Source organism: Micromonospora sp. WMMD964 (genome assembly GCF_029581455.1).
Classification (GTDB): Bacteria; Actinomycetota; Actinomycetes; order Mycobacteriales; family Micromonosporaceae; genus Micromonospora.
Map to the genome: position 1 here is coordinate 6,772,744 of NZ_CP120860.1, position 11,690 is coordinate 6,784,433.

Annotated in this window: 11 protein-coding genes and 1 tRNA gene; 6 read left to right on the forward strand and 6 right to left on the reverse strand. The window is 70.9% G+C overall.

The features are described from left to right. Positions 1-2: 2 nt before the first annotated feature. Complete coding sequence (gene argS / locus O7616_RS30865; protein WP_282305102.1) at positions 3-1,670, reverse strand: arginine--tRNA ligase; 1,668 nt, start codon at positions 1,668-1,670, stop codon at positions 3-5. Positions 1,671-1,767: 97 nt separating this feature from the next. On the opposite strand from argS, the gene O7616_RS30870 reads away from it, so the two are divergent. The 5 genes from O7616_RS30870 (at position 1,768) to O7616_RS30890 (ending at position 5,262) form a co-directional block, all read left to right on the forward strand. Next, entirely contained in the window at positions 1,768-2,577 is an 810-nt protein-coding gene (locus O7616_RS30870; protein WP_282305103.1) for a DUF3105 domain-containing protein, read from the forward strand. An 8-nt stretch (positions 2,578-2,585) separates the two neighbouring features. After that, positions 2,586-3,257: a DUF305 domain-containing protein gene (locus tag O7616_RS30875; protein ID WP_282305104.1), complete on the forward strand. Its 672-nt coding sequence runs from the start codon at positions 2,586-2,588 to the stop codon at positions 3,255-3,257. Between the two features lie 482 nt (positions 3,258-3,739). Then, positions 3,740-4,432: a winged helix-turn-helix domain-containing protein gene (locus O7616_RS30880; protein ID WP_282256897.1), complete on the forward strand. Its 693-nt coding sequence runs from the start codon at positions 3,740-3,742 to the stop codon at positions 4,430-4,432. 137 nt (positions 4,433-4,569) lie between these two features. Then, positions 4,570-4,641 (forward strand) — tRNA-Arg (locus tag O7616_RS30885). Between the two features lie 168 nt (positions 4,642-4,809). Continuing rightward, the gene (locus tag O7616_RS30890) at positions 4,810-5,262 is read left to right on the forward strand and encodes a hypothetical protein (protein WP_282305105.1); all 453 of its coding nucleotides are present in this window, start codon (positions 4,810-4,812) and stop codon (positions 5,260-5,262) included. A 54-nt stretch (positions 5,263-5,316) separates the two neighbouring features. Here the strand turns inward: O7616_RS30890 and O7616_RS30895 are convergent, their stop codons facing one another. The 5 genes from O7616_RS30895 to O7616_RS30915 form a co-directional block, all read right to left on the reverse strand. Then, positions 5,317-7,698 (reverse strand): excinuclease ABC subunit UvrA, encoded by a 2,382-nt coding sequence (locus O7616_RS30895; RefSeq protein ID WP_282305106.1) that lies wholly within the window; start codon positions 7,696-7,698, stop codon positions 5,317-5,319. Between the two features lie 29 nt (positions 7,699-7,727). After that, positions 7,728-8,138 (reverse strand): VOC family protein, encoded by a 411-nt coding sequence (locus tag O7616_RS30900; RefSeq protein WP_282256894.1) that lies wholly within the window; start codon positions 8,136-8,138, stop codon positions 7,728-7,730. 5 nt (positions 8,139-8,143) lie between these two features. Further along, positions 8,144-8,593, reverse strand: a complete 450-nt coding sequence (locus tag O7616_RS30905; RefSeq protein ID WP_282305108.1) for a helix-turn-helix transcriptional regulator — start codon at positions 8,591-8,593, stop codon at positions 8,144-8,146. Between the two features lie 105 nt (positions 8,594-8,698). Further along, positions 8,699-9,658: a non-homologous end-joining DNA ligase gene (gene ligD / locus O7616_RS30910; RefSeq protein ID WP_282305109.1), complete on the reverse strand. Its 960-nt coding sequence runs from the start codon at positions 9,656-9,658 to the stop codon at positions 8,699-8,701. Next, positions 9,655-11,163: an MFS transporter gene (locus O7616_RS30915; RefSeq protein WP_282305110.1), complete on the reverse strand. Its 1,509-nt coding sequence runs from the start codon at positions 11,161-11,163 to the stop codon at positions 9,655-9,657. Before O7616_RS30915 ends, ligD begins: the two co-directional genes overlap by 4 nt. A 123-nt stretch (positions 11,164-11,286) precedes the next feature. Here O7616_RS30915 and O7616_RS30920 point away from each other — a divergent pair, with 123 nt between their 5' ends. After that, positions 11,287-11,673: a helix-turn-helix domain-containing protein gene (locus O7616_RS30920; RefSeq protein ID WP_282307789.1), complete on the forward strand. Its 387-nt coding sequence runs from the start codon at positions 11,287-11,289 to the stop codon at positions 11,671-11,673. Positions 11,674-11,690 lie beyond the last annotated feature (17 nt).

An 11,690-nucleotide genomic window follows, 5' to 3' on the forward strand; every position in this document is an offset into this window, starting at 1 on the left:
TGTTACATCCTCTCCGGGGCGGAGACGCCGAGCAGGTGCAGGCCGTTGGCGATCACCGTGCGGGTGGCGTTGTTCAACCAGAGCCGGGCACGGTGCAGGTCGGTGACCTCCTCGTCGCCCAACGGCAGCACCCGGCAGTTGTCGTAGAACCGGTGGTAGGAGGCGGCGACGCTCTCCTCCAGGTAGCGGGCCACCCGGTGCGGCTCGCGCAGCTCGGCCGCGGTCGCCACCACCGCCGGGAACTCGGCGAGCGCCTTGAGCAGCTCGTTCTCCTTCTCGTGGTCGAGCAGGTCGGGGCGGAACGCGTCGGCGTCGCCCGGGACCAGCCCCACCTCGGCGGCGTTGCGGGCCACGCCCGCCGTCCGGGCGGCGACGTACTGCACGTAGTAGACCGGATTGTCGCGGGTCGCCCGCGTCCACAGCTCGATGTCGATGTCGATCGGGGAGTCGCTGGAGTAGCGGGCCAGCGCGTACCGGGAGGCGTCCACGCCGATCGCGTCGACCAGGTCCTCCAGGGTGATCACGGTGCCGGCCCGCTTGCTCATCCGCATCGGGGCGCCGTCGTGCAGCAGGTTGACCAGCTGCCCGATGAGGATCTCCAGGTTGCGCTCCGGGTCGTCGCCGAAGCACGCCGCCATGGCCTTCATCCGGCCGATGTAGCCGTGGTGGTCGGCGCCCAGCATGATCACGACCCGCTCGAAGCCGCGCTCCCGCTTGTCCAGGTAGTAGGCGCAGTCCGCGGCGAAGTACGTCCACTCGCCGTTGGACTTGCGCAGCACCCGGTCCTTGTCGTCGCCGAAGTCGGTGGTGCGCAGCCAGGTCGCGCCCTCGGACTCGTAGAGGTGCCCCTGCGCGCGCAGCCGGTTCAACGCCAGGTCGAGTTCGCCCCGGTCGTGCAGGTCCTTCTCGTTGAAGTAGGTGTCGAACTCCACCCCGAAGTCGCGCAGCGAGGAGCGGATCTCGTCGAACATCAGCGCGACACCCTCGACCCGGAAGACCTCCTGGGCGGCGTCGTCGTCCAGCGACCGCACCTCCGGCCGCCGGGCCTGCACCTCGGTGGCGATCTCGGCGATGTACGCCCCGCCGTAGCCGTCCTCCGGCGCGGCCTCACCCTTCGCGGCGGCCAGCAGCGACCGGGCGAACCGGTCGATCTGCGAACCGGCGTCGTTGAAGTAGTACTCCGTGCCGACGTCGGCCCCGGTGGCCCGCAGCAGCCGGCTCAGCGCGTCGCCGACGGCCGCCCAGCGGACCCCGCCGATGTGCACCGGGCCGGTCGGGTTGGCCGAGACGAACTCCAGGTTGATCTTCTCGCCGGCCAGGCGGTCGCTGCGACCGTACTCCGCGCCGGCCTCGACGATCACCCGGGCGAGCTGACCGGCGGCAGCGGCGTCGAGCCGGATGTTCAGGAAGCCCGGCCCGGCGATTTCCACCGATTTGACACCCGCTGCCCGGCCCAGCTCGTCGGCCAGGGCCGTCGCCAACTCCCGGGGCGGAACGCCCACCTTCTTGCTCAACTGCAGCGCGAGCGTCGAGGCGTAGTCGCCGTGCTCGGGGTTGCGCGGTCGCTCCACCACAGTGCGCTCCGGCAACGCGGCGCGGTCGAGCCCGCGCTGGTCGAAGACGGCGTGTGCGGCGGCAAGGACGACCGAGGCTAGTTCTGCAGGAGTCACCCAACCATGTTATCGGGGGTAGACTCGGGCACTCGGCGGCTCCCCTGCGCGTCATCCGGCCCGCCACTCCCCTGACCGACCGACTTGACGAGGCACGATGAGCATCAGCACCCCGGGTGGCCCGGAGCGCCGCCCGACCGTGGTCAGCACCGGCAAGAAGCCGGCAGCGGGCCGGCCTGCGTCCGGCGCCAAGGCCGGTTCCGGCAAGCCGACGGGCAAGCCGGCGGGCTCCCCCCGATCCGGCGGCAAGGGCCCGCGCAAGCCGGTCACCCCGGTCAAGGTGACCCAGGGCCGCGCCTGGGGCCCGATCGCGCTCTTCGTCGCGGTCGGCGTGCTGGCGGCCGGCATCATCGGGTACGGCGCCTGGGCGTCCTTCCAGGGCTCCAAGCCGTGGGACAAGCGGGCCAACGCCATCGACGGCATCGCCAACATCCGCAAGTCCGACCCCGACAGCCTCAAGTACGAGTCGCACAAGTCGGGCCCGCTGACCTGGAAGTACTCGCCGCCGGTGGGTGGGGTGCACAACGCCGCCTGGCAGAACTGCATGGGCGACGTCTACGACGCCCCGATCGCCAACGAGCACGCGGTGCACAGCCTGGAGCACGGCGCCGTCTGGATCACGTACCGGCCGGACCTGCCCCAGGACCAGGTCGACAAGCTCGCCGGCAAGGTGCGCGGCGTCGAGAAGACCTTCATGAGCCCGTACGAGGGCCTGGACAAGCCGATCTCGCTGCAGGCGTGGGGCTACCAGCTCAAGGTCGACAACGCCGACGACTCGCGGATCGACGAGTTCATCAAGGACCTGCGGGTCAACGCCTCGGTCGAGGGCCCGACGGCGCTCTGCAACACCGGCATCACCGCCACCGGCACCACGCCGCGTGAGCTCCAGCAGCAGCCCACCCAGTAAGGACCCCGATGACCGCCCCCACCACCACCGACAGCGAGTACGACGACACCCCGACCGTCCCGGACGAGGGCGGTCGGGCCCCGGCGGCGCGCTACGGCGTGTCGGCGCTCGCCATCATGGTGGTGGTGGGGCTGCTCCTCGGGTATGCGGGCGGCCTGCTCACCCCCCGGCTCACCCGACCCGGTGACGCGTCGGTCGAGGCGGGCTTCGCCCGGGACATGACGACCCACCACGCGCAGGCGGTGGAGATGAGCCTCATCGCGTACCGGTCGGCCACCCTCCCCGAGGTGCGGCAGATCGCCGTCGACATCGCCACCGGGCAGCAGGGCGAGATCGGTGCCATGCAGACCTGGCTCCGCGAGTGGGGCCTGAGCCCGACCGGCTCGCAGCCGCCGATGTCGTGGATGTCCGACGGGGCCACCCTCAAGGACGGCCTGATGCCGGGCATGGCCACCCCGGCGCAGATGACCTCCCTGCGGGACGCCCAGGGCATCGAGGTCGACAGGCAGTTCCTGACCCTGATGTACGCCCACCACCTGGGCGGCATCCACATGATCGACGCTGCGCTCGACGTGACGGACAACGACGAGGTGCTGCGGGTGGCGAAGACCATGAAGGCCACCCAGCAGACCGAACTGAACAACCTCCGGCAGCTCCAGGCGCAGGCAGCCAAGGGCTGATCCGACCGGCCGAGGCAGCACCGGTCTGCGTCATCCCGAGGCCGATCTCGTCGAGGTCCGCAAGATCCACAAGATCTACACAAGGTCGCCGATGTGGCGGTGTTCCGGACATCCGGACACCGCCACATCGCCGATCCGCCACGAGCCTGCGCCGAGGCGAGTCGCGCGGGGTCCGGCAGGCCGGGCGGGGTCTGGCAGCAGGTCTGCGCGGTCCGACAGGGCCTGTGCGGCCTTGATCCACTCCAGATCGGCGAACTGGGGGTGTCCTGCGGTGTTGGTACCCCGACATCGCCGACATGGAGTGGATCAAGAGCGGGGCACGGCGCTCCTGGCTTGATCGATCACCCCCGAGGGGCACTTGAGGGTAGTTGTCCGCTTATGTCCGCCTTGGTCGATTCGAGCGGTCCAGGCGATTACGCTGCTTAGAGAGTTTTCTCCACACATATCGTGACCAGTTGCGATTCGGGCTCGTTGCCCAAGACGTGGGGGTTGCACTCAGAGACGCACGGCGTTCGGTGACCAGTTGGTGCCGACGCCACACCATCGGTGGTGACGGGGCGGTGGCAGCCGTCCGTCGCGGACAGCGGCAGGGCGAGCCGGGAATGCTCAGCCGCGAACAGGAACTCGAACTGATCGACGCGCTGCGGGGCGTCCACCCGGACGAGTTCGGGCTGGACGAGGAGCTGTGGACGAGGCAGAGCCTCACCACGCTCATCCAGCGGCGCTTCGACCTGCCGCTGGAGCCCGGCGCCGTCGGGGCGTACCTGCGGGCCTGGGGGTTGGGTCCGCGCGAGCCACGCGAGCGCGCCTGCGGGCTCTGCGTCAGTGCGGTGGAGCGCTGGGTCCGCAGCGAGTACCCGGCGATCACCCGGGCCGCCCAGGAGCACCTCGCGGAGGTCTACTGGATCGGCCGGGTCCGGCTGCGCGGCACGATGCCGGCCGCAGACGTGATCTCGGCGGTCTCGTCCCGTGGTCGGGTGCGCTTCATGATCACCACGCCGACGGTGGACCCGCCGCTCCCCCGCGACTTCGTGCTGCGGCTCAGCGGCGAGGAGCAGCGCACCGTACACCTGATCGTGGACGGTTCCTGGCCGCGCAACGAGTGGCCGCGCCGGCTCCCACGTCGGATCGTCCTGCACCCGCTGCCCAGCTGCGGCCGGGCGGTAGCGGCCTGACCGCCGGGCGGTAGCGGCCTGACCGCCGGGCGGTAGCGGCCTGACCGCTGGGGCGGGCCGGTCGTCGACACGATCGGCTCACCCGATACCGATTCGGCGTACGGAGGGGAGGTTTGCTAGTCTTCTCCAGTCGCTGAGCCCCCGTAGCTCAGGGGATAGAGCACCGCCCTCCGGAGGCGGGGGCGCAGGTTCGAATCCTGCCGGGGGCACACTTGCTAAGAAAGCTCCACCAGCACCAAAGGCCTTTGACCAGGGAAACCCCGGTCAGGGGCCTTACTCGTATGTCCGGCCGCGTCCGGCCATGGCGGCCGCCCTCGTGAAGGGGCCTTGGTTCCCGGGTTCTTGCATCCGTGACCCGGCATGATCAAGATGTCGTCATGCTGTTTCTCGGACTGATCCTCGCCGCACTGGCCGGAGCCGTCGCGGCGACGATCCTCGCCGTCCGTGGGCTCAGAGCGGTGTTCCGGAGGCAGTCGGGGCGACTGTGGGCCGCAGCGCTCCTCGTCGGCGCGGGGGCCGTCGCCGTGTACGCCTGGGGCCTGCTCAACCTCGGCTACGCGGTGATGCGCGCGGAGGACGGCGGAACCGGCGCCTCCCCGATCGAACCCTGCCGGGAGGTCGGGCCGCAGGTGGCGAGCATGGTCGACGGGTACGGCGTCAGCCTTTTTCCGATGCACTTCGAGTGCCACCTCACCGGCGGCGGGTCGTACGTCACCTCGTCGGTGCCCGGGTACGTCACCCCGGCCACTGTCGCCCTCGGGCTGATTGCCGTCGTCTGCGCAGCCCTCGCGAGCAGGACGGCAGAGAAGACCCGACCGCCTGTCGCCTGAACCGGAGACCGTCAGCCGCAAAGCCGGAGAGGCAGACGGGCCCGCACCGGATCGTCAGCCGCCGACGTACGCCGCCAGGTGTTCGCCGGTGAGGGTGGAGCGGTTGGCGACGAGGTCGGCGGGGGTGCCCTCGAAGACGATCTGGCCACCGTCGTGGCCGGCACCGGGGCCGAGGTCGATGATCCAGTCGGCGTGCGCCATGACCGCCTGGTGGTGCTCGATGACGATCACCGACTTCCCCGAGTCGACCAGGCGGTCGAGGAGGCCCAGCAGTTGCTCCACGTCGGCCAGGTGCAGGCCGGTGGTCGGCTCGTCGAGGACGTAGACGCCGCCTTTCTCGGCCATGTGGGTGGCCAGCTTGAGGCGTTGCCGCTCGCCGCCGGACAGGGTGGTGAGCGGTTGACCCAGGCTGAGGTAGCCGAGCCCGACGTCGGCGAGCCGGTTGAGGATGGCGTGCGCGGCCGGCGTACGGGCGTCACCGGCGCCGAAGAACTTCTCCGCCTCCGTCACCGACATCGCGAGCACCTCGCTGATGTCGCGACCGCCGAGGCGGTACTCCAGCACCGACGCCTGGAACCGCTTGCCCTCGCAGTCCTCGCAGGGTGCGGCGACGCCGGCCATCATCCCCAGGTCCGTGTAGATCACGCCGGCGCCGTTGCAGCTCGGGCAGGCGCCCTCGGAGTTGGCGCTGAACAGCGCCGGCTTCACACCGTTGGCCTTCGCGAACGCCTTGCGGATCGGGTCCAGCAGCCCGGTGTACGTGGCCGGGTTGCTCCGCCGCGAGCCACGGATCGCGCCCTGGTCGATCGACACCACACCCGCACCGGGAGGGATGGACCCGTGCACCAGGGAACTCTTGCCGGAGCCGGCGACCCCGGTCACCACGACGAGCACTCCGAGGGGTACGTCGACGTCGACGTTCCGGAGGTTGTTGGCGGTCGCGCCACGGATCTCCAGCTTGCCGGTGGGCGTGCGGACCTTCTCCTTGAGGGCCGCCCGGTCGTCGAGGTGGCGGCCGGTGATGGTGCCGCTGGCGCGTAGGCCCTCCAGGCTGCCCTCGTAGCAGACGGTGCCGCCGTCGGTGCCGGCGCCGGGCCCGAGGTCGACGACGTGGTCGGCGATGGCGATGGCCTCCGGCTTGTGCTCCACGACGAGCACGGTGTTGCCCTTGTCGCGCAGTTGGAGCAGCAGCTCGTTCATCCGCTGGATGTCGTGCGGGTGCAGCCCGATCGTCGGCTCGTCGAAGACGTAGGTGACGTCGGTGAGCGACGAGCCGAGGTGGCGGATCATCTTGGTGCGCTGCGCCTCACCGCCGGAGAGGGTGCCCGACGGCCGGTCCAGCGAGAGGTAGCCCAGCCCGATCTCCTCGAACGAGTCGAGAAGGTGTTGCAGCCCGGCCAGCAGCGGGGCCACCGACGGCTCGTCGATGCCGCGCACCCAGGCGGCGAGGTCGCTGATCTGCATCGCGCACGCGTCGGCGATGTTCTTACCCTTGATCTTCGACGACCGGGCCTCCTGGCTGAGCCGGGTGCCGGCGCACTCGGGGCAGGTCGTGAACGTCACCGCCCGCTCCACGAAGGCGCGGATGTGCGGTTGCAACGCGTCGATGTCCTTGGAGAGGAAGGACTTCTGGATCGACGGGATGAGGCCCGCGTACGTCAGGTTGATGCCGTCGATCTTGATCTTGGTGGGCTCCCGGTGCAGCAGGTCGTGCTGCTCCCGCTTGGTGAACTTGCCGATCGGCTTGTCCGGGTCGAAGTAACCGCAGCCCCGGAAGATCCGGCCGTACCAGCCCTCCATGCTGTAACCGGGGATCGTGATCGCACCCTCGTTGAGCGAGAGCTTGTCGTCGTAGAGCGCGGTCAGGTCGATGTCGGTGACCGCGCCCATGCCCTCACACCGGGGGCACATGCCACCGAGTCGGGTGAAGGTCGCCTTCTCGGTCTTCGTCTTGCCGGCACCCCGCTCGACGGTGATCGCGCCGGTGGCCTTCACCGAGGGGACGTTGAAGGAGTACGCGTTGGGCGAGCCGATGTGCGGCTGCCCGAGCCGGCTGAACAGGATGCGCAGCATCGCGTTGGCGTCGGTGGCGGTGCCCACGGTGGACCGGGAGTTGGCGCCCATCCGCTCCTGGTCCACGATGATCGCCGTCGTCAGACCGTCCAGCAGGTCGACCTCGGGGCGTGCCAGCGTCGGCATGAAGCCCTGCACGAACGCGCTGTACGTCTCATTGATCATCCGCTGCGACTCGGCGGCGATGGTGCCGAACACCAGCGAGCTCTTGCCGGAGCCGGAGACACCGGTGAACACCGTCAGCCGCCGCTTCGGGATCTCGACGCTGACGTCCCTGAGGTTGTTGACGCGTGCGCCCTGCACGCGGATCAGGTCGTGACTGTCGGCGACGTGTGGCGTGGACGGCTGGACGGCCGTGCTCATCGTGTCTCCATCTGTCGGGCGCGGATGACTCAGCGCACTTCCTGGATGCGGACCATGTTGCCCGCCGGGTCGCGGAAGGCACAGTCCCGCACGCCGTACGGCTGCTCGGTCGGCTCCTGGACCACCTCGGCGTCGCTGGCCTCCAGCTTGGCGAAGGTGGCGTCGAGGTCGGTGGTGGCGAGGTTGACGCCGAAGTAGCTGCCCTTGGCCATCAACTCGAGGATGGTCTGCCGCTCGTCGTCGGTGATGCCCGGGTTGGCGGCCGGCGGGTGCAGGACGATGGACGTGCTGGGCTGGCCGGCCGGCCCGACCGTGATCCAGCGCATCCCCTCGTACCCGACGTCGAGGCGGACCTCGAAGCCGAGAACGTCCCGGTAGAAGGCCAGCGAGGCCTCCGGGTCGGTGTGCGGAAGGAAGCTCGAGTGAATGGTGATGTCCATGCCGGTCACGCTAACTGCGGCTCGGCGGGCCGCGCTTCTCGATTCCTGACCGGTCTGGTCACCTGCTTCGCCACGCACGACGGCATCCCCGCCGTCGCCTGTGCCGCCTGCCGCCGGTAGACGCTGGGCGGCACACCGACCAGCTCGGTGAAGCGGGTGCTGAAGGTGCCCAGCGACGAACATCCGACGGCGAAACAGACATCGGTGACACTCTGGTCGCCGCGACGCAGCAGGGCCATGGCCCGCTCGATCCGGCGAGTCATGAGATAGCTGTAGGGGGATTCGCCATAGGCGACCCGGAACTCGCGGCTGAGATGCCCGGCCGACATGTGCGCACCACGGGCGAGCGCCTCGACGTCCAGCGGAGACGCGTACTCCCTGTCGATCCGGTCGCGGACCCGGCGCAGCACCGCGAGGTCGGCGAGGCGCTGGGTCGCGTCAGTCCTGCTGCTCACCTGGCAGATCGTGCCACAACCCACCGACAATCGGCCGCCAGCCGGCCGCGAGCGCGGCCAGGGAGGCCGACTCAGCCCGGCCGCGAGCGCGGCGGTCGAGCCTGGTCAGCCGGCCTCGCGCCGGGCGCGGGCGCGGCGCTTCCCCTCGTGCATGGCCTGCACCCGGGCCACCGGGATGGTCCGGCCCTCGGCGATCAGGTCGGCGGGGAGTGACTGCGGGGCCGGCATCAGCGCCGCCCACGGGTCGCCGTCGGCGAGCAGCGTCGGCGCGGTCCGGATGGTGAAGTCGGCGGGGGTCACCTCGGTCAGGTCGGCCCAGTCGACCGGGAACGAGACCGGCATCCCGGGGCGCAGCCGAGGGCTGTACGCGGCGGCGACCGTCGCACCGCCCGCGCGGGTGGCGTCCACGAACACCCGACCGCCCCGGTCCTCCTTGATGTACGCCGTGGTCGCCAGCGTCGGGTCGAGCCGCTCGGCGCGGACGGCGAGTGCCCGGGTGGCGGCGGCCAACTCCTCGGCCGTCGGCTCCTCGGTCACCGGGACGAAGACGTGCACGCCCTTGGCGCCGCTGGTCTTGACCGCGCCGGCCAGACCGGCGTCGGCGAGCGCCTGACGGACCAGCAGGGCCGCGCCGACCGCCGCGCGGAACCCGTCGCCCTCGGGTGGATCCAGGTCGAGCACCAGATGGGTCGGGCGGTGCAGGTCGGCCGTGGTCGCCAGCGTCGGGTGGTACTCCACCGCCCGCTGGTTGGCGAACCAGAGCAGGGTGCGCCGGTCGTCGCAGAGGGCGTACGAGATCTCACGCTGCGACGCCTCCGCCCAGACCGACGTCCGACGCACCCACTCCGGGGTGTAGCGGGGCAGGTTCTTCTGCATGAACGGCGGCTGGCCGGGGCGGACCCGGATCACCGACAGCGGCCGGCCGGCCAGGTGCGGGAGGATGCGGTCGTGGACCGCGTCGAGGTAGTCGACCAGGTCACGCTTCGTCGCGTCGTCGCGGTCGGACAGCGGCTGGTCCAGATTGGTCAGGGCCACGCCGTCCCGGGTCTCGTCAGCCTTGCTCACCCGACCACCCTCCCGGCCCCGGTGCCGCCGGTCAACCGGACCTGCCGATCGTCGTCGGTGCTCGTCGTGGCCGGACCCGACGGTTCGGCGTCCGGCGACGACCCGGCCGAGCGTCGGGGCAGTGTCGTCACCGCCACCAGCAGTGCGGCGACCACCAGCCCGGCGGCCACGGCGAACGCGGTCCGGTAGCCGCCGGCCAGCGCGGCGGTCTCGGCCCAGCCGGCGGCCCGTAGGCCGTCGCTGCGACTGGCGGCCAGGGTGGCCAGCACGGCCAGGCCGACAGCGCCGCCGACCTGCTGGGTGGTGTTGGCGAGGCCGGAGGCGAGCCCGGCGTCCGCGTCGGTCGCGCCGGCCATGGCCAGTGTGGTGACCGCCGGCAGGGTCAGACCGCCGGCCAAACCGAAGATCAACATCGCGGGGAGTACGTCCACCGCGTAGACGCCGTCGACGGGGAGCCGCGCGAGCAGCAGGAAACCGACAGTCGCCAGGCCGAGCCCGGCGAGGAGCACGCTCCGGGCACCCCAGCGGGCGATCAGCCGACCGGCCAGTCCGAGCGAGACCACGGCGATCGTCACCGGGGTGGGCAGGAAGGCCCAGCCGGTGGCCGACGCGCCCAGCCCGAGCACCACCTGCAACTCCACGGCGAGCAGGAACTGGAAGCCGAAGTACGCGCAGACCATGAGGAACTGCACCGCGTTCGCCGCCACCAGGCCTGGGACGCGCAGCACCCGGGGCGGCAACAGCGGGGTGGTCGCCGTCCGCTGACGTACCGCGAACCCGCCGAGCAGCAGCGCCGCGAGCACCGCCGTGACGAGGGTGCGGGCGCTGGTCCAGCCGTGCTCGGCGGTGCCCACGATGCCCAGCACGGCGGCCATCAGACCGGCGGTGGCGAGCAGTGCGCCGGGCACGTCCAGCCCGGCCCGCAGGCCGATCCCCCGTTCGGCGGGGAGCCGGCGGACGGCGGCGAGCAGGATGACCGCACCGATCGGCAGGTTGACCAGGAAGATCGACCGCCAGCCGGCCACGTCGGTGAGTACCCCTCCGGCGACAGTGCCCACCGACGCGCCGGCAGCGCCGGTGAAGCTGAACACGGCGATGGCACGGGCCCGTTCGGCCGCCTCGGGATAGAGCCGCACGATCATGCCGAGGCTGACCGCCATCGCCAGGGCGCCACCCACGCCCTGCCCGAAACGTGCGCCGACCAGCACCGCCGGTCCGGTGGCGACCGCGCACGCGAGCGAGGACGCCGTGAACAGCGCGACGCCGGCCAGGAACACCGTCCGTCGGCCGAGCAGGTCACCGAGGCGTCCGGCGAGCAGCAGCAGCCCGCCGAACGCGACCAGGTAGGCGTTGACCACCCAGGCCAGACCGGCGGCGGTGAAACCCAGATCCCGTTGTACGGCGGGCAGCGCCACCGCGACGACCGTGCCATCCAGAATGATCATCAGGCTGCCGGCGCAGAGAACCAGCATGGCCGGCCAGCGGGATGGGACGACACTCTCCACGACACTCCTCCTAGGTGCACGGTTTGTTACCGAGGTCATCGTCTGTGACCATGAGCCGGAGCGGAAGGAGGCACTGTTGTGTCCCAGAGGAACAGCGATGTGTCCGCGCAGGTCGCAGCCGACGTGGCCTGCACGGCCGACAACGTGCCGTTCACCCCCGGCCAGGCACGGGCGTGCACCGTCCGCGAGGTGCTCGACCGGGTCGGCGGCAAATGGAGCATCAGCATCCTGGTGTCCGCCTCGCACGGCCCGGTGCGCTTCACCGAGTTGGAGCGGCACGTCGAGGGGATCAGTCGGCGGATGCTCACGCTGACCCTGCGCAACCTGGAACGGGACGGCCTGCTGCGCCGCACGGTCTATCCGACCGTCCCGCCCAAGGTCGAGTACACGGCGACCCCGATGGCGCTGGAGCTCTACGAGTCACTGGTGGCGCTGACCAACTGGGCCGAGCGGCATCGCCGGGCCATCGCCGAGGCGCGGACCAGGTACGACGCCGAGCACGCCGAGTGAAACGCGCCCGGGGTGTG